Origin of the sequence: Achromobacter sp. ACRQX, from assembly GCF_022346505.1 — a bacterium.
In the GTDB taxonomy this organism is placed as follows: domain Bacteria; phylum Pseudomonadota; class Gammaproteobacteria; order Burkholderiales; family Burkholderiaceae_B; genus Achromobacter; species Achromobacter animicus.
Genome location: NZ_JAKRML010000022.1, coordinates 1 through 21,552 on the forward strand (window position 1 = coordinate 1; position 21,552 = coordinate 21,552).

The following is a 21,552-nucleotide window of genomic DNA, read 5'->3' on the forward strand; positions in this document are numbered from 1 at the left end:
GCCCATCAACCACCCCTCCGCCACGCCGACCGCGTCGCCCACCACCACCGTCTCAGGCGCCACCGCCCCGCCTACCGCCGTCACCCCGGCCGGGAGCCCTGACGCTGTCCTCGGCAGCACGACGGCGCAGGCGGCGGGCATGTCCGACCGCGCGCCCGCCACGAGCGCCACCGATCTGTCCGCCGCAGGCGGCGCAGGCGCGGTGGCGAGTGCGGGCGCAGCGACGGGCGCAGCCGCCGGCGCAACCGCCGCTGCAGGAGGCGGCGGTTCAGGCGCGGCGGGCTTCGGCGCGCTGGCGGCCGGCGGCGGCCTTGCCGCCGTTGCGCAGCAAGCCAGCGCCGCGTCCACTGCAATGTCCGGCGCGTCCACGCTCCTGTCCGGCGGCGTCAGCGCCAGCGTCGGCGCCGCCATCGTGCCGGTCATGACGCAGGCGTTGAACGCGGCCGGCGACCGTGCCGCCGCGCTGGGATCCGCCGTCGACACGCTGTTCACGCTGCCCGACGTCAAGCAGGCCAACATCCCCGCCGTCGCGGGCGCCATCCTCAGCATGCCGGGGTTGTCGTCCTCGTCGGTGCCCGGCGTGATCGGCGCCATCCTGCAATCGCCCACGCTGGCCACGGAAACGCTGCCGAAGGTGGCCGAGGTGCTGATGAAGATCCCGGGCGTGGCGGAATCGCCGCTGCCCCAGATCGCCCGCGATGTACTCGACACGATCGGCCTGGGGCCGGTCGCACGCACGCAAGGCACCAACCTGCCTGGCGGCATGCCTCCGATGGGCGACGCCGGCCGCGTGGTCCCCAGCGCATCCACCTATCGCGGCCGTCAGGACGGCGCGCGCCTGCAATACGTGAACCTGGAACGCGCCGACGAGCGCTGGAACGACGGCAACGCGCTCACCACCACCGAGCGGCAGACCCGGCGTCCCCGCATCCACGTGGAATTCAACCGCCCGGGCGCGCACCGCTTCACCATCACCGTCAAGCCGGATACCGGAAACATCACGTACTCCAGCCGCGAACGCGGCCGCCGCGCCAGCTACCAGGAACCGCACACCAACCCGCGCAGCTACGTCACGGATGCCGACGGCACCCGCATCGTCGATGACATCGACCTGCCCGCCGCCGGGCGCAACGTCTATCTGTTCGAAGTGCGCGACGAACGCGGCCAGCTCATCAAGACCGAACGCGTCGAGACCGCCCGCCGCCTGTACGTCCAGGAAGTCATGTGCATGAGCACCCGGCCGGCCAACCATCTGGCCGACGTGACGCCCGTCACCGCGGAGTTCGCGCTGCACGGCATCGACATGATCCAGCTGCCGCGCCTGCAATTCCGTGGCCGCTCGGCGGTGGACGCGGCGGACCACGTGGACTCGCAGCAGGCCATCATGGATGCCGTGCGCCGCGTGTACGCCACCTCGCCCGGCAAACAGCGCGAGCCCTACACGCTGGTGGTCTGCCACGTGGACCGGCTGGCGGCGCCCGGCACCAGCGGCGACATGCGCCTGCCCGTGCCGGCCGGACCCGGCGGCCGCGTGATGACGGTGCCCATCGTCAACGACGACCGCACGCTGGCCAGCCTCTGGTACGAGTTCGATGACAGCGACGACTGGCTCGTCCACGCCCGCTACATCTATACGGACGCGTCAGGCGCGGAACGGTCCATTCCCATCCCGCGCCACCTGATGACGCCGCTGCGCGAAAGCTCGGGTGCCGTCTTCTCCGTAAGAGTCGACCTGACCCAGATCTCGTCCACGCCCCTGAACGGCGTGCTCAACATCCAGTTCAACACGGTGGCCGCCAGCTACGCGGGTCTGGCCATCACCGGCACCAACCTGCTCTTCGTGTCCACGCTGGATCCCTACGTCCCCAACTCGCAGGCGTACCTGACGGAAACGCTGGCCCACGAAATGGGGCACCTGCTCGGCATGGTGCCAAGCGGCCCCGATTGGCCCGGCCTGCGCGACGAAGACCCGTCGGCCGACGATTCCAAGCTGGATCCGCCGCAGCACTTCTACTACAACATGGGGGGACACTGCTACTTTGGCCTGCCCAACCGCAATGGCCAGTACAGCAGTGAGATCGGGCAATGCGTGATGTACGGCATCACCTGCGCCAACATCCACTTCTGCCCCAGTTGCAGCAAGGCCGTGCGCAAGGTGGACTGCTCGGAAGGCTGGACCTCATTCTGACGACGCGCCCCTGATCTCCTTCGCTCTCTGACACGACATCGACATGCCCATCATGACTACCGACTGGATCGAGCCCGCCTCCTTTGCCACGGTGCCCACGCACTCGCAGCAGGAGCACGCCTGCATGCCGCCGCTGCAAGGCTACGACGCGCAGATGCGCATCGCCGCGCCCTCGCGCGTGAAGATTCGCGACGGCAGCACCCTGACGATTCCCGTCTGCGCGCGCGGCATCCTGCCCGTGATCGACAATCCGCAACTGCCGCGCTTCGTGGCGAAGGATACGCAAACCGGCAAGGTCTACCGCGGCGTCGCCTTCAACTACGTGCGTCCCAAGCTGCCCAACGTCTCGGTGGACCCGCGGGAAGGCGGACCGCGCCCCCCGAAGATGGCCCTGCCGCCGGGCATGACCGTGGAAACGCGCTTCACCACCGACATGGCCGGCGTGCTGCACCTGCCGGCCACACCGGCCACGTATGAGGTCTACATCGAGGCCGAGGACGTGAAGTCGAACACGGTGACGATCGAGGTCGAAGACGGCAAGAAGTGAACCTCGGCAAGAAGTGAAAGTCCGGCCAGAAGTGAAAGCCGGCCGGACCCAAGAACCGCCGGGTAGAGAAACCGGCCATACGAATAAAGACGGCCCTGCTCTGCAGGGCCGTCTGTCCATCACCACCACCCCGCCTTTCAGGGCCGCGCAGGCGTCATCTGCCGGATGTTCTGCTCGTTGCGCGCGGCCATCGCCTCCACCTTTTCAGCGTTCTGCATATCCTTGGCACGCTGATCCATCTCGGCCTTCGCATCGGTCTTGCCGAACACATCCTTGTCGCGCACTCGGAAATACATCCGGGTGCTGGCCAGCAGATGGTCAGGCCAGCTGCTCAGCATCGCGTCATGCACCAGCCAGTCGAACAGCGTCATGACCTTGGGCGGCAACTGCGTCTTGCCGTCGCGCGCATCGCGCCAGGCGGTCAGCAGACGCTGCTGCATCGCGCGATCAGCCTTCATGTCGGCAAACGGGTCCGGCAGCGACTGCACATAATCGGCGTCGCCCGGCTTTTTGCCGAGGCGCATGTTTTCCATGGCGATCGCATCCTGCTCCCACCTTTCCATGGTGCGAAGCTGCTCGGGGTGGTTGCGTTCCATGTCCTGCCGCCGCTGCTCCGTCGCCGCATCCTGGCGCTCGGCTTCTTCAAGGCCCTTGTACTCTTCTTCCAGGCGTTCCCACAGCGGCAGGAAGCGCTGCGGCGGCGCTTCGCCGCGGCTGGCATTGGCGCGCTCGCGGCGCTCGTTGGCAAGTGCTTCCAGTTCCCGCGCACGCGCCGTGGTCTCGGGCTTGGCAAGCTCCTCGCGCGAAAGCATGCTCAAACGCCTGCGCTCTTCTGCGAGCTCCTGCTCCGGCGTAAAGAAATCCCGGTCCTTGATCCACGCTTCCGCGGGGTCCGACATCCCGGCGCGAAACACGGGGTCCTGATAACGCACCGCCAACCAGCGCAGAAAAACTTCCATGTGCGGCGCGAAATCGCAGCCGGGTTCGTATTTGACGATCTCCCGGTAGGCGTCGACCAGTTCCTGGACGTGATAGGTCTGGCCTTCGTCTTCGATCGAGCCGGCCAGGCTCAGCATCCGATAGAGCACCGGATCCCGGGACGCGAGGCTTTCCATGCTGTACAACGCCGCGCCGTTAGCGAGAGCCAGGTTCATCATCTCGCGCAGAGGAACCCGGGATAGCGACGCGCGCGTGCCCAGCGAGCCCTCGGGGGCCACGCCCGTCACATCCCCGCTCGACCCCGGATAGAGATACTGCAGGCCTCGCGTCTTTTCCAGGGAATCCAGCCGCTGATTGCGGCGCAGTTCATGCGCCGCGGCGAAATGCACGGCCTTCTCCACGGCTGCGGGTATGGTCAGCGTGCGGTCCTTGTGCGTCTGTTTGATCAGGTCCGTGAACGGAATGACCTCAAGGAACCAGTTTTCTTCCATGATGGAAGCGACACTGTCGAACAGCCCCAGGAATCGAATGACGATCTTCGCGTCCGGCGCACCGTCTTTTCCTACGATGGCCAGGTCCGTGTCATGGCGGCGCTTGTACTTCTTGACGATATCGTTGACGAATTGCTTGGCAATGACCCCGCCGCGATCCGCGCCAAACACGCAGATCTCGATACGCACGACTTTTTCCGTGCCCGCGTTGGCCTTCTGATAGGCTTCCTCGAACTGACGCCTGGCCGCGTCCAGGCGCGTGTCGACACCGGTTCCCATCAATTCGGCGACGGCGGCATTGTCCCGAACGACCGGCACGCCTTCCAGCAACGTGGCTTTCGCAGCGTTCTTTCCTGCGGTCCAGGCAACCTTAAATGGGTTTTTCTTGAAATCCGACCAGAAGCCGCGAACGGTGGCCTTTGCGCGATTGCGGATTCGCTCTGGGTCCAGGGCATTCCAGATTCTTACCGTCTTCTCGGGAAGCGACTGGACGTCTTTGACGACGTCCTTGTAGGCCTTCACCATGGGGTGGAAGGACCCATCCCTGATGGATTGCTTGACAGCCGACTTTGCGCGCCCTGCGGCATCCACATCGGGCACTTCATCAAGACGCGTGATGTTCTTTGCCGCGTCCTGCGCGCTGGAGATCGCCTTGTCGGCCACTTTCCCGCCTGCAATCGTCAGCGCGCGAACCACGACGTCAGCCTTTGCGCTCTCGTTAAGCTCGACGCCAAGGCCGGAATAGTAGAACGGAAACCAGTGCTGCTTGTTCGGCCTGTTCTCATCATCTTCGCTGAAGTGGGCCATCCACAGCCGGCTCACGTTCGACAGGAACGTCGGATTCGCCTCGTCGATATCCTTGTTCCGCCCGAAGCCATCGAAGAAGAATCCCATACGCAACGTGAGACCGCATTCGGTGCAGGAATCCTTGGGGTAGGCAGCCTCATTGGCCGCCATGGCCTTCAGAACTGAAGCGGGAGTCCTGTCGACGTCAGGAATCTGATCACTGGACATTCTTCTCTCCAGGAGGCGTGCCGGACGCCTTGATCTGTGCAATCTTTTCGCCCGGCAGGGAAAACACGGCGCGGCCGAAGTCACCCGGCTTGCGATTTGGATCTTTCAGGAGTTTTTCGATCTCGGCATGTTTGTCGAAATCCGAGGCCACGACGAAGTAGAGATACATGTAGCCGCGCATGTCCTCGGGGTCTTCGATGCGATACCGCATCCAGGCCTGCCTGGTGACCTTTGCAAGAACATGCTTCAACTGGGTCGCGTTCTCGTATCCGGCCAAATCGGCGCCGTACTTCCCGTACAGCCATCGCGTGGTTTCCACGATTGGAATCCTGACTTGTCCCGTCAGATTGCGACTCAGCGCGAGCTCCATGTGCTCGTCAGGATAGATGTGCAATTCCAGATAAAGCGTGCCGTCGCCATCGGGCACCTTGGTGGCGGGAAAATGCACCTGTGTTTCCTTCTTGAACATCAGATCGTCGAACTTGTCGTCCAACAGATGTTTGCGAAGCAACTCAGGGTCTCCTCCGCGCCACTTCACCGTAAAGTCGGTCCCTTTGAACGTGTAGCAGCAGGAAACCCGCCCCTCGCCGCCACCCGGCACCAACGTACTGGAACTGACCACATTGCCCGACTTGTCACTGAGCCGAACCGGCTCCAGATTCCAGGGCGTGTAGTTGTACGCGATGAAGCTGACGCCCTGGTACACGGGTTCGCCATTGCACCCCGCCAACAGGCCCAGCCAAAGCAATACCCCAATTAAACCCTTACGCATTCAGTGCTCCCGAGTTGTTCCGCCATACCCACTTCCGACATTCTTATCTCCACGTGGTGCCCCCCCCGCCTTCAACTGCGCGATCTTCTCTGCCGGCAAAGACATCACCGCGTCGCCAAATGCGCCAGGCTTTCGCGCCGGGTCCTTCAAGAGGGCCGCAATCTGCGCGTCCTTGTCGACGTTCGAGGCCACGATGAAATGGAGATACATGTACGCGCGCAAGTCCTGCGCGTCTTCAAGCCGATAATTTATCCACGCCTGTCTGGTGACCCTGGCGACGTCGTTGGCCAGATAATCTGCGCTCTCGTACCCCACAAGCTCGTCCCGGTATTTCCCATACAACCAGCGAGCGGTATCGACGATTGGAATTCTGACTTGCCCGCGCAACTTGCGGCTCAAGGCAAGTTCCATGTGTTCATCCGGATAGATGTGCAACTCCAGAATCAGCGTTCCATCCCCTTCGGGCACTTTCGTGGCGGGGAAGTGCACCATCGTTTCCTTCTTGAAGAGCACATCGTCGAACTTGTCATCAAACAGGTGTTTGCGAAGCAGGTCGGGATCGCCTCCGCTCCATTTCACGTTGAATTCCGTACCGGAAAACGTATAGCAGCAAGACACACTTCCCTCGCCGCCGCCTGATGGGAGCGTGCTGGAACTTGCCGCGCGACCCGATGCATCGCTGATGCGCACGGGCTCCAGGTTCCACGGTGTGTAGTTATACGTAATGAAGCTCACCCCTTGATAAGTGGGCTCGGCGTTGCAGCCGGTCAACAGGCCAAGCCAAAGCAGCATGCCGGCAAGTGCTTTACGCATCGCCGCCATCCCTCCCCGCCCGATGCACCGCATCCCACACCGCATCCGGCACCGCCTCCAGCGCTTTCGCCAGCCCGCCCTCTGCGCCAGGCCGATAGGCGCGCAGCCCATCGGCGATCAAGGGATGCTCATCGAAGCGCGGCGAGATCGCCACGCCCCAGGCGACGTAGTCGAACGTGTCCTTATCTCCCGCCACGCCGTGCGCGCGGGCACGTTCCAACTGCTTCTGCACGCGGAGCACCAACGTGTCCTGATCGGGATTGCCGGGCAGCATGTCTGGATAAAGCCGGCGCAACTGCACCGCCAGCTTGTCGGGGTAGTCCAGATCGAACAGCATCTGGTGCTGTTCAGGCGAGAATTTTTCGATTCCTTCCGGCCGCGCGGCGGGCAGCCTGCCCGCGCCAGGCAACTCAGCCAGCGTGCCGTCGCGCAGCGCATAGCGCAGCGTGACGAACGGCCCGGCGAATCGCGCGCGCTGCTCTGGCGTCCAGACCTGCAACACGCGCGCCAGGATGCGGCTGTCGTACCAATGCAGGAAGAACTCGCTCGCGTCCGGCAAGGCGTAGTCGCAGAACGGCCCGAAGTGCGCGATCAGCTTCTCCAGCGGCACGGCCGACGCGAAGCTCATCATCGCGTAGCGGCCGCCGGAACGTTCGTGCAGCGCTTCCAGCACGCGCACCAGCACGGTGCTGAAGTCCCCATGGCGCGGCCCTCGCAGTACGCCTTGCGACGCGCCGTCCACTTCGATCAGCAGCGGCGCCACGTCGCCGTAGATGTCCAATCCGGTCTGCGCCCACACCGACCCGAAACTCAGGTCTTCGGTGGCCGTCAGCCGCGCCAGCAGGTCCGGATGGCCGCGGAAGTCGACGATCACATAGGCGCGCGCGGCCTCGCCATACGGGCCGCGATGATGGGGCAATTCGGCGAACGTGGACAGCAGCGCGTCCTGCCAGGAATATTGCATCGCCGTCATGCCTTGTCGGTGATGGACTGCACGCTTTCCTGAGCGTCAAGAATGCAGGTCTTGCAGACGGTGAATTGCGGGAACGGATACGGCATCTGCGTCGGGCCGGCGAACTGCTTGTTGCCGGTCTTGACGTCGATGCGCCCCGGCGCCGTCACGGTGATGTTGCCGCCTTCGATCACAATGCTGGCGCCCGCCGCATTGGCGATGCGGATGCGCTGCGGCGACGCGTACTCGATGCCCGCGTTGGCGCTGACCATGCGCAGGTCCTGTTGCGCCTGCACCGTCAGCGTGTCGTGCTGCGAAATGACATCGACCTCGCCGGTGCCCGCGATCAGGTCCAGGCCGGATTCCGCGCCGCCTGTCTGCACGCCGGCCACGATGCCCAGCGCCTGGCCGGTATGCACACGCAGCGAACCGATGACGGCCAGGTTGTGGTCCTGTCCCGACGACCAATGCACGAGCTCGCCGGCCGCCACCTGGACATTGCGCCCCGCCGCCTGCGTCAGCCCCGCGCGTCCCGCCATCAGCACCAGCGGATCGGTCAGGTGCGGCACCTTGCCGTCGACGACTTCGGTGTGCTTGGCCGACGCGTCGCCGGCCGCGCCGCCCACGGCCTCGCCCGCGACGGTGCCCGACACCGCGTGCGTCATGGCGGCCAGCGGCGCGCGCTCGCCGTCCAGACGGCTCGCGCCGGCCGAGGCCGTGCCGCGCGCCGAGGCCAGCCGCACGCCCTGATGGGCGCCGATCACGCCGTCGAACGACTGCGCCATGATGTCGGCCTGCCCGGCCAGCGCCAGCGGCCCCGCCGAATCGCCCGCGGGCTCGCTGCCCGCGGCGGTGTAGGTGGTCAGCAGCACGCCGCGCCCGCCGCGCACCGCGCCAAACGCGTCGGTACGCAGTTCCGCGCCCACGCCGCGCACGTTGCCGCGATAGTTGCCGCTTTGGTGGATCAGATGGCCAAGATTCAATTCGCTGGCCGCCAGCGAGGATTTGATCTGCATGCGCAGCTGGCCATCGCTGTCATCGAACACGATCTGGTTGTAGCCGTCGCCGCCGAATTCCTTGCTCTTGAAGCCGCTCAACGCGGCTGCGTTGCGGTGCTGGTCGTCGCCGCCCGCCGCGCCGTGCCACGCCGGCGCGTTGCCGCTGGCCAGGTTGGCCTGCGCGCTGGGTTTGCCGTCGATGGCCGCCGCGTACACCTCGGTGTTCATCGGCTCGCCCGCCTTGCCGCCGGGCGTGGACGGAATGCCGCCCTCGCCGCGCCCGTTGTAGAGCGCGCCCACGACCAGAGGCTGATCGATGTCTTCGTCCAGGAATCGCACCAGCACTTCCTGCCCGATGCGCGGCACGAAGCTCATGCCCATGCCCGCGCCTGCCTGGCGCTGCGCCACGCGCGCCCATCGGCTTTTCGCCAGGCCCTCGCCGTCGGATTGCCAATGGAAGCGCACACGCACGTCGCCGCGCGCGTTGCGATGGATTTCGTCTTCACCGCTGGCCTCGGTCGCGCCGTCGGCGCTGGTGACAATGGCCGTATGGACGCCGACGGCGGACGGCGCCCCCGCCAGCCTGGCGCCGCGTGCCGCAGCGGGCAAGGCGCGCCACGGCCGGTCGCAGCGCACCGCGCAGAACCGGTTGGCGTAGCCGACCTCGTGCGCGCGCGCCATCACGGCCGCCTCGGGGCGCCCCACGCCGATATCGGCATCGCCGTGCACCGCATGGCCGTCGTCCTCGGACCCGTCTTCAAAGCACAGGAAATCGTCCAGGGCGCCCAGCCTGTCCGCCAGGCTGGCGTCGTTCTGTCCGGGAAGATTGTTCACCCCTGCGTGCTCCACGCGATCCAGTGCAAAGTTCGGCTCAAACCCGGCCTCGCCAGAAGGCCCCAGCGGCGACATCTCCTGCAACGTGAAACGCGTGCCCGAGCGGAAGGTGCGCACCGTGCCGCGGCCGACAAAGGTCTCGGCGCTGGCCTGCGCGGCCTGCATCAGCAGGTTCGCCTGAAACTGTGCGTGCGCCTGGTTCAGCAACCCGCCGTGTCCCAGCGGCTCGAACCATTCCAGCGCCCGTTCGTCCCCGGCGTCATCGGCGGGGCCGGCCAAGGCCTGCCCGGTGATGGCGTGCTTGCCGCTTTCATGCCAGGCCAGCACCGTCACTTTCTCCACGGTGCGGCGCATGCGGCGCGCGATGGCCTGCACGCCGTCGCGCGATTCGCTCGCATGAGCGCGCTGGAACCGCACGCCCGCACCCGCCGATTCCGCGTCTTCGGCCAGACTGCGGCTGTCGGCGAAGATCAGCACCGCGTGGCGCGACGGTGCGCTGTCGTCTTCGACCGTGGTCCAACCCAGGCCGGCTTCTGCGAGCAGGCGCGACAGAAAGGCGTAATCGGTTTCACGGTACTGCGTGGTGTAGGGCCGCGCCGGCAGGCCGGCCAGGTGGTCCTCCACATCGGAAGCCACCTTGTAGGTATAGCCCTCGTAGCTGTCCAGCACATGGCGCACGATGTCCAGCACCGGCTGGTTCTCGTAGATGCGGCTGTCGCGCCGCTGCGTGGCAAGCCACAGCCAGGGTGCGAGCGTCAGGCGATACCGGGCCATGCCCGCATTGCCGCCCAACATCTCGGCGGCGCGCACCACGCCGCTGCGGCCGGCCTCGGTGCCGTCGGCGCGCGTGGTCCACAGCGTGGCGGGCCGCGACACCATGTCGTTCAGATCCAGCGCGGCATCTTCGGCCAGGGCCACCACGCGCATTTCGCTCAGCGTGGACAGGCCTTCGCGCGCGACCCAGCCTTCGACCTGCAGGGACGACATCGCGCCCTCGCCATCAAGCCGGAAAAGACGGGACTCGGCGCTGAAACTGCCGTTGCTAGCGTTGACAGCCATGGAAGAAAAACCTCATGGGAACGTGGGCGGCGCCGGCATCGTCGAGCCGGCAAGAATTCAAGGTTCGATATTGGCCTGCGGGGTCGGGCATTCCGGTGCGGTGCCCCATTGACCCGCGCAGACGCGCAGGCGGCATTGTTCACCTGCGATGAAGCTCAAACGGCGGCATTCCTTCAACCGCTCGGACAACGGCGAACCCGGCATCTCGCGGATGAACACGCCGTCGGACTTGTAGACACGCGTGCCGGGCGGTGATGCCGGCGGCAACCCGTAGTCCATCAGCGCCGACAACAGCGCGGCATCCTTATCGGCGGTCTTGGCGCTTTTGCGCGGAGCGGCGGGCGCGGACTTCACCGCGCGTGGCGCAGCGGCGCCCGACGCAGCGGCGCCCGACGCACCGTCGCGTTGCGCTAGCCGCTCCGCGGCCTGCCGCGTGGGACCCGGCGCCGCCGCGGTTGCGAGCGAAGACGTGGCGGCGGGCGCAGATGATGGCGTCATCGCCAGCATGGACAAGGGATTGGCCGGCTCGCCAAGCGGTTCGGGCTCGCCGCGGCCCAGGTCTGCGTCGCGCGCAGGCGGCGACTCGTCAATGATCGTGGCGACGTCGGGGGTTTTTTCCAAAGTGCCGAGCGGGTTGCTGCCCGAATCCGGCGACGGCGACAGTGCGGCTTGCTGCGGGGTTGACGGCGCGGGCACCGGCGTGGGCACCGGCGCATTTGCAGACGCATTCGCAAGCGCAGGCGCGGCGGCAGGCGCCTGCGCCGGTGCCCGCACCATCATCGGCGCAGCGTCGTCCTCATGTATCACCCAGACGATGCCGCCCGCCAACAACAACAGCACCAGTAACAGCGCGGTCCAGCGCCGCGCGCGCGAACGTCGCGGCGTTGCCATGTGTTTGACCTCGGCTTCCGGCGCGCGTCCTTCCAATGCGGCCAGGATTCGCGGCGAGTCGGCCTCGCCACGCGCGGCAGTCGAGGTCATCAGCAGACTCGGCGCGGTCATCGTAGGGCGAGCTTGTTCTTTCTCTTCTGCCATGCGGGTTCCCGTGTCAGCAGGAGGCGTGTGCAGCCCCCCTGTAACCAAGCCCGCCGAGAATACCTGATCGACCCTTTTCAGACACCGATTCTTGTTACGATTTCTAAGCCTCCGACGCGGTTTGCAACGCCGGATCGCTTGCCTCATGCGCGGATAAAACAAAAGATTACGCCTTCACATGAGGGACCTGCCTTGTTGCTGCTTCTGCCCCTGTATTTCTTGCTGGCGGTGGGCGTCTCCGCTCTCCTGTTTTTTCCCGCACTGCGCCAAGGCGCCGTGCGGGGGATGCGCGCCTGCGTAGCGGGCGTGGCACGGGGCGCGACGCGTGGCGCGAACCAGGCCGGCGGCGCCGTCGGCGGCACGGCCGGCGCGATAAGAAAAGGGTTCGGCGCCTCGTTCGAGTGGGTCGGAAGGTACCGGTGGCAGGTCGCAATCGGGCTGACAGTTGTATTGCTTCCGTCACTGTTTGCTTTCTTGATGCGACACAATCACACATTCGTTTACAGCGCCTCCACCAGCGGTCCGGACCGCCGAATTCAGGCATTGCTCGAGGGCGAAAGACTGGTTCCGCCCGCCGCCCTGCCCCCTGAAGCATTCACCACCCGCGAAGTCGAACAGGTGCGTCCGAAGCTGGGCGGCGCCAGCCGCAACTGGGATCTGCTGGATGCCGATTTCCGCCAGCGGCTGTTGCTGGCCTATCGCATCATGCGCGAACAGCACGGCTATGAAATGACCCTGATCGAGGGCTACCGAAGTCCCGAGCGGCAGGATGAACTGGCAGGCATGGGGTCGCACGTCACGAACGCCGGCGCCTTCCAGAGCTATCACCAGTTCGGTCTGGCCGCGGACAGCGCGTTCTATCGCGACGGCAAGATCGTGATTTCGGAAAAAGACCCCTGGGCCATGCGCGGCTATGAGCTGTTCGGCGAGACCGCCGAGCTCGTCGGCCTGACCTGGGGCGGACGCTGGAAGATGATGGACTTCGGCCACGTGGAGCTGCGCCGCCCCGGCGTCATGCAACGCGCACGGGAGGCCGCGAAACAATGATTCGCGTGCTGAAGAAAGGCGGGCTCGTCTTGGCCCTGTTCGCCGTGGTGTGGCTGGCCGTCATCATCTGGTGGCAGGAGTCGCGCACGCTGCCCACCGGCGTGGACATCGGGTTGTACCTGTTTGCGTTGCCGCTGGCCATCCTGGCCGCGATCTGGATCGGGGCGCGCATGGTGCGTGCTGCCCGCGCGCCCAAGGCGGCACCCGCACAGGCGCAGACGGAAGCGCAATCCGACGCGCCGGCCCGGCCCGCTGCGCTACGGCTGATCGCGGCCGCCGCGCGCGCCGCGCCGGGCGAGAATGTCGCGGCGATCGCCGAAGCGCTGGCCGAGCAGAAGCGGCCCGAACTCGATGCGGAACTGAAGACGCCGCAGGGCTTTCCGATTTTCGCCGCGCGCGTGGCCGGCATGGACGACATGGCGCTGTATGCCGCCGCGCGGGACCGGGGCGCGCCCGCTGACGCCTTGGCCGCCGCCACGTTGCGTGTGACGGCCATGCTGGCCGATGTCGCACAGGTGCTGACGCATGAGGCGCACGCGCGCGCAACCGAGTTGGACGTTCCCGCGCGCGAAGCGGACTGGCCCCGCCTGCACCTCGACGTGGTCGTGCCGGCGGCGTGGTCCGAAGCGGCGCGCCACCGCGCGCTCGCAGCAGTGCGGTCGGCTGCGGGGGCCTGGCCCGATGCGCGCATCCACACCACCGCACATCCCGCACGCGACGGCATGGCCACCGACCACCTGCTGCGCCAGATTGCCGCCGAGCCCCCCGCCGAGTCAGCTAATGCCCGCGCCGAACCGCAATGGCGCATCGTGCTGGCCGGGGATGGTTATATCGACGCCGAGCAGGTCGCCCATTGGGACGGCCTGGCCACGTTGCTGACGCACGCCAATCCGCAGGGCCGTGTCCCGGGCGAAGCCGCCGCCGGCCTGCTGCTGGCGCCGCCCGATGCGCAGGCCGAATTCCACGTCACGCTGTCGCCGATGCTGCAACGGCAGAAATCAGCCGACGCGCGCGGCGCCCTGGCCGAAGCGCCGCTGGCGGACCTGGCGCGCGACCTGCTGCAAGCCGCCGCCGTGGAGCCCGGCGCCGTCGGCCACATCGTCAGCGATGGCGATCACCGCGGCGCCCGTCCGCTTGAGCCGCTGAACGTGGCATCGCAGGTGTTCGACCATCTGGATGCCGCAAAGGACTGCCAGGCCGTCGGCATGACTTGCGGCCACACGGGCGCGGCGGCTTCGCTGCTGACGCTGGCCGTGGCCTGCGAAACGTGCCTGCAATTCGACCAGCCCGTGCTGACCCTTACCCTGCAAGACCCCGCATTGCGCGCCGCCGCGCTGGTCTCACGACCGGCCGCCAGCGCCACCGCCTGACCCAAAACAAAAGCGAAAACCATGCGTAGCCCATCAGGATTGCTTTCTCGATTTTCCAGCGCCATGAGCGACGTGCGCTATTGGAGTGGACGCGTATTCGCCAACCCACGCACCTTCATGCTCATCGGCCTGATCGCGCTGATCGTCTTCCTGTTCCTGTTCGCCGACACGATGCAGATCGCCATGGCCTGGGCCGGCGCGGCGCTGGGCGTGCTGCTGCTTCTGTGGCTCTGCGTCTACCTCTGGCGCCGGCGCCGCACGCGGCGGGCCAACCAGCAGCTGGGCGACATGCTGGAACAGCAGGTGCAGACGGGCGCGGCCGCCAGCCCTGCCGCCAACCGCAGCGAAATCGAGGCGCTGCGCACCCGCCTGACGCAGGCGGTCCGCACCATCAAGACCTCCAAGATCGGCCAGACCTCCGGCAACGAGGCGCTGTACGAGCTGCCCTGGTACATCGTCATCGGCAACCCCGCGGCGGGCAAGAGCAGCGCCGTCATCAATTCGGGACTGCAGTTTCCGTTTGCCGACAAGAACGGCGCCGCCGTGCGCGGCGTGGGCGGCACCCGCAACTGCGACTGGTTCTTCACCACCGAAGGCATCCTGCTGGACACCGCCGGCCGCTACTCGGTGCACGAAGAAGACCGCAACGAGTGGATGAGCTTTCTGGACCTGCTCAAGCGCCATCGCCCCAAGGCGCCGATCAACGGCATCATCGTGGCGGCAAGCATCAGCGAGCTGACGGACGCGGGCCCCGAATTTGCCATCAACCTGGCCAAGAACCTGCGCCAGCGCGTGCAGGAACTGACCGACCGGCTGGAAGTGTTTGCGCCGGTCTATGTGATCTTCACGAAGGCTGACCTGATTGCAGGCTTTTCCGAATTCTTCGCCGATGCCGACGCGCGCGAGCGCGACCGCGTCTGGGGCGCCACGCTGCCGTACGGCGCGGACGAAAGCCGCGACGTGCTGACGCTGTTCGACGAGCGCTTCGATGAGCTCTATGAGGGCCTGAAGGAAATGGGCACCGCACAGATCTCGATGCGGCGCAGCGGCGACCTGCCCCCGGGCCTATTGACCTTCCCGCTGGAATTCGCGGGCATCAAGCCGGCGCTGCGCACCTTCCTGTCCACGCTGTTCGAGACGAACCCGTTCCAGTACAAGCCTGTATTCCGGGGCTTCTACTTCACCAGCGCATTGCAGGAAGGCGCGTCGCGCAGCACCTCCACCGACAAGCTCGCGGCGCGCTTCGGCTTGCGGCCGGCCTCGCGCGAAGCGGCGCGCAGCGTAACGTCGCACAACGGATTCTTCCTGCGCGACCTGTTCTCCAACGTCATCTTTGCCGACAAGAAGCTGGTGCGCCAGCACGCCAGCCCCAACAAGGTCCGCATGCGCTACCTGACCTTCTTTGGCCTGGTGCTGGCGCTGGGATTGGTGCTGGGCGGCTGGAGCTGGTCGTATCTGGGCAACCGGCAACTGGCGAGCAATGTGCAGGCGGATCTGGACAAGGTGGTGCGCCTGCAAAGCGAACGCACCGATCTGCAGAGCCGCCTGGAAGCCATGGAGATCCTGCAGGATCGCATCGAGCAGTTGGACCGCTATTCAACGAGCCGGCCGCTGTCGCTGGGGCTGGGTCTGTACCAGGGCGACGTGCTCAAGCAGCGCCTGCTGGCCGAGTACTACAACGGTCTGCGCCAGTTCATGCTGGTGCCGGTCAAGGCCAGCCTGGAAGACTATCTGGGCCGCGTGGACGTGTCGCAGGCGGCCGCGGGCGGCGCGCCGCGTACGGCGCCGCCGCAGGCTCAGCCGGTGAGCGCCAATGCCGGCAACACGCTGTTCCAGGACGCCTCGCCCACCAACGTCGACGACGCCTACAACGCGCTCAAGACGTACCTGATGATGGCAAACCGCGAACACGTGGATCCCACGCATCTATCCGACCAGATCACCCGATTCTGGCGCGGATGGCTGGAAACCAACCGGGGCGCGATGCCGCGCGACCAGCTGATCCGCAGCGCCGAGCGCCTGATCTCGTTCTACGTGGCGCGTGCCGCCGATGCAGACTGGCCGCAGATTGAAACCAATCTGGCCATGGTGGAACGCACGCGCGGCAACCTGCGCAGCGTGATGCAGGGCATGCCGGCGCGCGAGCGCGCCTATGCCACGCTGAAGGCGCGCGCCGCCACGCGCTTCCCCGCGATGACCGTCGCCCGCATCATGGGCGAGGCCGATGCCGCGGTCGTGGCGGGCAGCTACGCCGTGCCGGGCACGTTCACGCGCGAGGCCTGGGAGCAATACATCGAGCCGGCCATCGGCGAAGCCGCGCGCCGCGAGGTGCAGACCAGCGACTGGGTGCTGGGCGTGAACGCGCGCGACGATCTCACGCTGGAAGGCAGCCCCGAACAGATCCAGAAGAGCCTGGCCACGATGTACAAGACCGAATACGCGCAGGAATGGCAGAAGATGCTGCGCGGGGTCACCATCAAGCCCTTCACCAGTTTCGATCAGGCGGTGCAAGGCATGAACCGCCTGGGCGATCCGCAGAACTCGCCGCTGGTCAAGCTCATCAACACCACGTACGAACAGACCTCGTGGGACAACCCGTCGCTGATCAACACCGGCATCACGCAGGCGCAGACGGGCGTCGTCGCCTGGTTCAAGCGCGTGATTCTGCGCCAGGGCCAGCCGAAGCCGGCCGAGGCGGCGCCCGGCGGCGAGCAGATCCCGATGGGCCCGGTGGGACGCGAATTCTCCGACGTGGCGCGCCTGGTGGTCCAACGCGACAACCAGTCGCTGCTGGGCAATTACATGAACGCCCTGTCCAAGATCCGGACGCGCTTCAACCTGATCAACAACCAGGGCGATCCCGGCCCGGGCGCCCTGCTGCTGATGCGCCAGACGCTGGAAGGCAAGGACTCCGAACTGGCGGACGCGCTCAAGCTGGTGGACGAGCAGATGCTTGCCGGCCTGACGCCGGCACAGCGCGAGACGCTGCGCCCGCTGCTGGTGCGGCCGCTGATCCAGGGCTACGCCGTCGCCATGCAGCCCGCGCAGACCGAGCTGAACAAGGTCTGGAACGCGCAGGTCTATCAGGGCTTCACGCAGAACCTGGCCGACAAGTATCCGTTCTCGACCAAGGCCGGCATCGAGGCCAGCAGCGAAGAGATCGCGCAGGTCTTCGGTCCGCAGGGCAGCATCGCCAAGTACGTCAATGAGACCTTGGGCCCGCTCACCGTGCGCCGCGGCGACATCCTCACGGCCCGCACGTGGGGCGACATGGGCATCGACCTGCAGCCGTCGTTCACCGCGAACTTCGCGCAATGGGTGGCGCCGCTGTCGGGCGGCGCGGCCGGATCAGGCGCGGCCAGCCAGCCGCAGACGCTGTTCCAGATCCAGCCCAAGCCCGCGGGCGGCGTCACCGAGTACACGATCGAGATCGACGGCCAGCAACTGCGTTACCGCAACACGCCGCCGCAATGGGTGAACTTCGTGTGGCCCAACGCGCAGGGCGCACCCGGCGCGCGCATCACCGCCACCGCCTTTGACGGCACGGTGGTCGAGATCGTGAACGAGCCCGGCCGCTTCGGCCTGGAACGCCTGATCTCGGGCGCCCAGCGCAAGCCCAACCAGGACGGCAGCTTCGAGATGAGCTGGACCAAGTCCAACATCACCGTCCCGGTCCGCCTGCGCATCATCAGCAATACCCAGGCGGCCAGCGCAGGCGGCGCCGAGCCCGGCAGCCAGGGCCTGCGCAACCTGCGTCTGCCCGCCACGGTCGCGGGCTCCTCCCCTCAACCTTCCGTCGCCTCGACGGCTGCCGGAGTGCAGCAATGAGCAATCCGCAGTCCCCCATTTTCCGCACGGCCTACTTCGGCAAGATTCCGTCGCGTGGCGACTTCGTCAAGAACACCTCGCACCCGCAGTTGATGGCGACGCTGGACGCCTGGGTCGCCAACACCATGGAGATCCTGGCGCAGGATCCGCATTGGAAGACGCTGTACGACGAGGCGCAGCCGGTGCCCTTCGCGGTACTGGGTTCGCGCGGCAAGCTGGCCATCGCGGGCCATCTGCAGCCCAGCCGCGACCTGTCCGGACGGCGCTTCCCGTTCATCAGCGCGACCTCGGTCGAGGTATCGCGCCCGCTGGACTTCATTGCGCGCAGTCCGCTGGCCTTCAGCCGGATGTGGAACCGCATGGGGGCTGCCGCGTCGCAGCTCATGCAGGAAGGCGACCCCGCCGATGCGTTGCAGACGCTGAACGGCCTGGAAGGCGAAATCCGCACCGCCGCCGACGACGGCTTTGACGCATTCATCGACCTGCAGACGCTCGAGCGTGTGGAAGCGATGCTGCGCAGCAACGGCCACGCCGCCAACATGCACGACATCGTGCTGGCGCTGGGGATACTGCTGACGCCGGTCATGTCCAGCGGCTCGTCGCAGCTGGACACCGGACTGGCGCTGCCGCTGCCCGACGATCCGCTCTACATCAATCTGGTGGCAACGTACTGGATGACGCTGATCGCGCCCTTCCTGAACCGCGCCGACTTCGAGATCGCCATGTTCATCGGCCATATCGCGGGCAAGCACCGGCTGGTGGTGGGGTTTCGCGGCGCGTCACCGCAGACGCTGGCCACCCTGCTGTCGACGCCGCAGACGCTGTCGCAGCACTACATCATGCTGGACGCCGCCCCCTGGGTGCGCGACCACGTCAGCGCCAGCCACGGCCTGGCCAAGCTGTCGAGCTATCTGGATCAACAGCGGCTGTCCCTGCGCCAGGCGCTGGAGACCTACCGCGAAGTCTTCATCGGAGCCTAGGACATGCGCACACTCACTCTGGTCCTGGCCGCGGCCTGCTCCTGGGCGGCGCATGCCCAGGACGCGGCGACGGTCGTTCCCGCCAACGTCATCCCCCAACCCGGCCAGGTGGTCGCCAGCGGCGCGGTGCCGGACGAAGCCACCAAGGCCGACGTGCTGCAACGGCTGCAAAAGGTGTATGGCGTAGGCAATGTGATCGACCGCATCGACGTAGGCGGCGTCGTCGCCCCGCCGAACTGGTCGCAACACGTCGGCAAGCTGCTGGACAGTCCGCTCAAGCAGATCAACCGCGGACAGCTGGAAATCGACGGCACTCAGATCCGGCTGCGCGGCGAGGTGGACAACGAAGCCTCGCGCCAGCAGATCGCCAGCACCTTCGCCACCTCGCTCAATCCCACCTACAAGATCGTCAACGGCCTGCGCGTGTCGGCGGACAAGGACGAGCAGGACGTGCTGGACAACCTGCTCAGCAATCGCGTGGTGGAGTTCGAGACGGGCAGCACGCGCCTGACCGCACGCGGCCGCGAGCTGCTGGACCGGGTGGCCGATGCCGTGCCGAAGCTGCGTGCCGACAAGATCCAGATCATCGGCCACACCGACAGTTCCGGCAGCCGCAGCACCAACCTGGCGCTCAGCCAGGCGCGCGCGGACGCGGTGCGGGACTATCTGGTCGATAAGGGTTTGCCGGCATCGCGTTTTGAGGCGATGGGCGCCGGCCCGGATCAGCCGGTGGCCACGAACGCCACGCCCGAAGGCCGCGCCAAGAACCGGCGGATCGAATTCCGCGCGGCGCGCTGAGGCCGCGCGCCGAGGGCCGCCTCAGCTGCCCTCGCCGGCCTTCTTGATGCCAAGCAGTTCTTCCAGGCCCGAGAGGGTCTCGTCGTTCTTGACCACCGTGCGCAGCCACAGGTGCAACGACATCTCGCCCCAGCTTGCGGCCTTGTCTGCCAGATAGGCGACCGGGCTGTGCGGCTCGGTGCGGCGAAAGAAATCGGCCACCTCGCGCAGTTGCGCCAGCGCCTGTTCGCGGGTCTGGATCGGACCGCGCACGGCGGCCGGCGGCGCGCCATGCGCGGGCGTATCGACAGCGGGAAAGTGATCGGCGGGGGGCAAGGTGGGCTCCACTCGAACGGGAACGGCGGGTGCGGACGACGCGGGCGGCGGCGCGGCCGCCAGGTCGGCACGGACCAGCAGGCCCGCGTCGCGCGCAAAGCGGTGCACCAGTTCCGTGACATTGCGCAGCGACTCGCGCACACGGGAGAACGCCGGGCTTTCGTCGCCCAGGCGCTCGTCCAGCGTGCGCTCCAGTTGCGCCAGCGCCTGCGAGCAACCTTCGAGCTGCGTGTCCAGCTCGGAATAGAACGACGGCGGCGTATCGCGCCGCGCGGCATCGAAGCGGTCCAGCGTCAGCTTTCCGCGCGTCAATTCATTGGCGTTATCCGGCGTACGCTTGACGGCATTCGCGAGTTGGCTCGCCGCCTCCCACAGCACCGCGCCGTAGCGCGCGCCATCGGCCTGGGTCAGCGGAATCTCGCCGATCAGCTGCTGCGATCGCGACAGCAGCCACGCCAGATTGCCCACGCGCTGCTGCACGTCGCCGTCTTCCGGCACGGGATGCAGGCCTTCCCAATAATCGCGGCACAGCCCGTCGATGAGCAGATAGCCGTCACGCAGCCCCGCAAACCCGCGCGTCTTGGCCCAGGCTTCCGCGAGCCATGACGCGATGCGGATGTCCTTGCTGCGCTCACGCAGCACCGTGGAGCAGATGCGCGCCACCTCGGGCCAGTCGGCCTCTTTCAGGTCGATGACCCAATCGCCTTGGTCGAGTTGGGGATCGTCATGCCGGCGCGCCTCGCGGATCGCGTCGAACTCGGGCGAAAACACCAGGTCGACGCCGCAAGGCGCGTCGCCGGGAATCGGAAGCAACAGGGCGTTGATGTCGGTCATGGGCGCGGAGCATATGTAAGTAGGCGCAAATCATCCCACAACCGTTTACGCAGGACGTTCAAAGATGACACGTCCTATTACAAGGCGCATCACGATGCTTCGCTATGATTTGCGCTCCGATCAAGGAGCACTCATGACGACGAAATCGATCCGCATGTTGCCCGACGGGCACTTCATCGCCGGCACCCCGCGCCGCGCGCCCGACGGCACCATCGTCGGTGGAGAAGGTCCGATCACCCGCGCCCCGGACGGCACCTACGTGGCCGGCACGCCGCAACGCGCCCCCGACGGCAGCTATAAAGGCGGCGGCGGTCCCGTGCGCATGGCGCCGGACGGCACTTTCGTTGTGGGCCCGGCACGGCTGGCGCCGGACGGCACGTATCTGTAAACCCACACCTGGCTTTTTGAACCCATACCTGGCGCGCACCATGTCCCAACGCTCCGTCATCCGCAAGGGCGATAAAACGTCGCACGGCGGCGTCGTCGTGACCGGCGACGAAACCGTCGTCATCTTCGGGCAGCCGATGGCCCGCGTCGGCGATCGCGTCACCTGCCCCAAATGCGGCGACACCCACACCATCGTCGAAGGCGTGCAGAACGTCGGCTCGGACCGCCTCACCGCGCTGGAAGGCATGCGCACGTCGTGCGGCGCCACGCTGATCGCCAGCCAGCATTTCTATCAGTTGGAATACGGTTGAGCGACGGGCCTCGCGGCTGGCGCGAGGCCGAGCGCGTATT

The 21,552-nt window shown here is 66.6% G+C and carries 16 protein-coding genes; 9 read left to right on the top strand and 7 right to left on the bottom strand.

Annotated features, from left to right (window positions below):
* Both MHZ91_RS18865 and MHZ91_RS18870 read left to right on the top strand, forming a co-directional pair.
* The coding region (locus MHZ91_RS18865) for a hypothetical protein (protein WP_239215182.1) at window positions 1-2,188 on the top strand (2,188 nt) is incomplete at its 5' end.
* A 43-nt stretch (window positions 2,189-2,231) separates the two neighbouring features.
* Window positions 2,232-2,735, top strand: coding sequence for a hypothetical protein (locus MHZ91_RS18870; protein WP_239215184.1), 504 nt, complete (start codon window positions 2,232-2,234; stop codon window positions 2,733-2,735).
* A gap of 137 nt (window positions 2,736-2,872) precedes the next feature.
* Here the strand turns inward: MHZ91_RS18870 and MHZ91_RS18875 are convergent, their stop codons facing one another.
* Genes MHZ91_RS18875 through MHZ91_RS18900 form a run of 6 tightly spaced genes read right to left on the bottom strand, consistent with a single transcriptional unit; the run spans window position 2,873 to window position 11,588 of the window.
* Complete coding sequence (locus MHZ91_RS18875; protein WP_239215186.1) at window positions 2,873-5,179, bottom strand: phospholipase effector Tle1 domain-containing protein; 2,307 nt, start codon at window positions 5,177-5,179, stop codon at window positions 2,873-2,875.
* A complete protein-coding gene (locus tag MHZ91_RS18880; protein WP_239215188.1) occupies window positions 5,169-5,951 on the bottom strand; it encodes a hypothetical protein in 783 nt (260 codons plus the stop codon). The genes MHZ91_RS18875 and MHZ91_RS18880 overlap by 11 nt, the downstream gene beginning before the upstream one ends.
* A complete protein-coding gene (locus tag MHZ91_RS18885) occupies window positions 5,952-6,764 on the bottom strand; it encodes a hypothetical protein (protein ID WP_239215190.1) in 813 nt (270 codons plus the stop codon).
* Window positions 6,757-7,737, bottom strand: coding sequence for a DUF4123 domain-containing protein (locus MHZ91_RS18890; protein WP_239215191.1), 981 nt, complete (start codon window positions 7,735-7,737; stop codon window positions 6,757-6,759). The genes MHZ91_RS18885 and MHZ91_RS18890 overlap by 8 nt, the downstream gene beginning before the upstream one ends.
* Entirely contained in the window at window positions 7,734-10,607 is a 2,874-nt protein-coding gene (locus MHZ91_RS18895) for a type VI secretion system Vgr family protein (protein ID WP_239215192.1), read from the bottom strand. Before MHZ91_RS18895 ends, MHZ91_RS18890 begins: the two co-directional genes overlap by 4 nt.
* A 57-nt stretch (window positions 10,608-10,664) precedes the next feature.
* Entirely contained in the window at window positions 10,665-11,588 is a 924-nt protein-coding gene (locus MHZ91_RS18900) for a hypothetical protein (RefSeq protein ID WP_239215193.1), read from the bottom strand.
* A 246-nt stretch (window positions 11,589-11,834) separates the two neighbouring features.
* Between MHZ91_RS18900 and MHZ91_RS18905 the strand changes: the two genes are divergently transcribed.
* The 5 genes from MHZ91_RS18905 to MHZ91_RS18925 all read left to right on the top strand — a co-directional run bounded on the left by MHZ91_RS18905 (window position 11,835) and on the right by MHZ91_RS18925 (window position 19,665).
* The gene (locus MHZ91_RS18905) at window positions 11,835-12,689 is read left to right on the top strand and encodes a M15 family metallopeptidase (protein ID WP_105237410.1); all 855 of its coding nucleotides are present in this window, start codon (window positions 11,835-11,837) and stop codon (window positions 12,687-12,689) included.
* Window positions 12,690-12,718: 29 nt separating this feature from the next.
* Entirely contained in the window at window positions 12,719-14,059 is a 1,341-nt protein-coding gene (locus MHZ91_RS18910) for a hypothetical protein (RefSeq protein ID WP_239215194.1), read from the top strand.
* 63 nt (window positions 14,060-14,122) lie between these two features.
* Window positions 14,123-17,887, top strand: coding sequence for a type VI secretion system membrane subunit TssM (tssM, locus tag MHZ91_RS18915; protein WP_239215237.1), 3,765 nt, complete (start codon window positions 14,123-14,125; stop codon window positions 17,885-17,887).
* Window positions 17,884-18,867 carry a type VI secretion system-associated protein TagF gene (gene tagF, locus MHZ91_RS18920; protein WP_218345002.1) on the top strand — a complete coding sequence of 328 codons (984 nt, stop codon included), beginning with the start codon at window positions 17,884-17,886 and terminating at the stop codon, window positions 18,865-18,867. Before tssM ends, tagF begins: the two co-directional genes overlap by 4 nt.
* Before the next feature lie 3 nt (window positions 18,868-18,870).
* Window positions 18,871-19,665 carry an OmpA family protein gene (locus MHZ91_RS18925; protein WP_175125528.1) on the top strand — a complete coding sequence of 265 codons (795 nt, stop codon included), beginning with the start codon at window positions 18,871-18,873 and terminating at the stop codon, window positions 19,663-19,665.
* Between the two features lie 21 nt (window positions 19,666-19,686).
* On the opposite strand, the gene tssA is transcribed toward MHZ91_RS18925, so the two are convergent.
* Complete coding sequence (tssA, locus tag MHZ91_RS18930; protein ID WP_175125538.1) at window positions 19,687-20,814, bottom strand: type VI secretion system protein TssA; 1,128 nt, start codon at window positions 20,812-20,814, stop codon at window positions 19,687-19,689.
* A gap of 133 nt (window positions 20,815-20,947) precedes the next feature.
* Between tssA and MHZ91_RS18935 the strand changes: the two genes are divergently transcribed.
* Together MHZ91_RS18935 and MHZ91_RS18940 are read left to right on the top strand one after the other, a co-directional pair.
* Window positions 20,948-21,202 carry a hypothetical protein gene (locus tag MHZ91_RS18935; protein WP_239215195.1) on the top strand — a complete coding sequence of 85 codons (255 nt, stop codon included), beginning with the start codon at window positions 20,948-20,950 and terminating at the stop codon, window positions 21,200-21,202.
* 40 nt (window positions 21,203-21,242) lie between these two features.
* Window positions 21,243-21,512, top strand: coding sequence for a PAAR domain-containing protein (locus MHZ91_RS18940; RefSeq protein ID WP_105237403.1), 270 nt, complete (start codon window positions 21,243-21,245; stop codon window positions 21,510-21,512).
* Window positions 21,513-21,552: the final 40 nt, after the last annotated feature.

Bases quoted from the DNA above. Each gene is read 5' to 3' on its own strand.
- MHZ91_RS18870 (WP_239215184.1), top strand. From the start codon at position 2,232: ATGCCCATCATGACTACCGACTGGATCGAGCCCGCCTCCTTTGCCACG.
- MHZ91_RS18875 (WP_239215186.1), bottom strand. From the start codon at position 5,179: ATGTCCAGTGATCAGATTCCTGACGTCGACAGGACTCCCGCTTCAGTT.
- MHZ91_RS18880 (WP_239215188.1), bottom strand. From the start codon at position 5,951: ATGCGTAAGGGTTTAATTGGGGTATTGCTTTGGCTGGGCCTGTTGGCG.
- MHZ91_RS18885 (WP_239215190.1), bottom strand. From the start codon at position 6,764: ATGCGTAAAGCACTTGCCGGCATGCTGCTTTGGCTTGGCCTGTTGACC.
- MHZ91_RS18890 (WP_239215191.1), bottom strand. From the start codon at position 7,737: ATGACGGCGATGCAATATTCCTGGCAGGACGCGCTGCTGTCCACGTTC.
- MHZ91_RS18895 (WP_239215192.1), bottom strand. From the start codon at position 10,607: ATGGCTGTCAACGCTAGCAACGGCAGTTTCAGCGCCGAGTCCCGTCTT.
- MHZ91_RS18900 (WP_239215193.1), bottom strand. From the start codon at position 11,588: ATGACCTCGACTGCCGCGCGTGGCGAGGCCGACTCGCCGCGAATCCTG.
- tssM (WP_239215237.1), top strand. From the start codon at position 14,123: ATGAGCGACGTGCGCTATTGGAGTGGACGCGTATTCGCCAACCCACGC.
- tagF (WP_218345002.1), top strand. From the start codon at position 17,884: ATGAGCAATCCGCAGTCCCCCATTTTCCGCACGGCCTACTTCGGCAAG.
- MHZ91_RS18925 (WP_175125528.1), top strand. From the start codon at position 18,871: ATGCGCACACTCACTCTGGTCCTGGCCGCGGCCTGCTCCTGGGCGGCG.
- tssA (WP_175125538.1), bottom strand. From the start codon at position 20,814: ATGACCGACATCAACGCCCTGTTGCTTCCGATTCCCGGCGACGCGCCT.
- MHZ91_RS18935 (WP_239215195.1), top strand. From the start codon at position 20,948: ATGACGACGAAATCGATCCGCATGTTGCCCGACGGGCACTTCATCGCC.
- MHZ91_RS18940 (WP_105237403.1), top strand. From the start codon at position 21,243: ATGTCCCAACGCTCCGTCATCCGCAAGGGCGATAAAACGTCGCACGGC.